1 pseudogene is annotated in these 313 nt (G+C 65.8%); it reads right to left on the bottom strand.

From position 1 onward, the window contains the following. Positions 1–313: pseudogene (locus CG51_RS18985) on the bottom strand (transposase); the annotation flags it as partial.

The following is a 313-nucleotide window of genomic DNA, read 5'->3' as shown; positions in this document are numbered from 1 at the left end:
TCTTCGCTCAGCTCGTCATGCAGGCGCTTTGGGGCGTGGCCGAGCAGGTTGCGGTGGCTGCCGAACCGTGCAGCGTTGAATGGCCAGATCCTCGCCCCAGAGTGCCACAAGCGCGGCTTCAAGGCCGGGGGCGCCGCCAACGATTACGAACTCGGGCCGCCTCAGGCCCCGCGCGTCCAGATCGGCGAGGAATTGGCTCCAGGCAACCGTGCTTTCGCCGCACATGTTCCTGATTGAGAGGAGCACCTTTTGTCCGTCGCGCCAAACACCGATCGCCGCCAGCCCCGAGATGTTGGTGGCCTTGCGGTCCAGC

It is taken from the genome of Haematobacter missouriensis (assembly GCF_000740775.1).
Classification (GTDB): domain Bacteria; phylum Pseudomonadota; class Alphaproteobacteria; order Rhodobacterales; family Rhodobacteraceae; genus Haematobacter; species Haematobacter missouriensis.
This window is presented reverse-complemented; position numbering and strand designations above follow the sequence as displayed.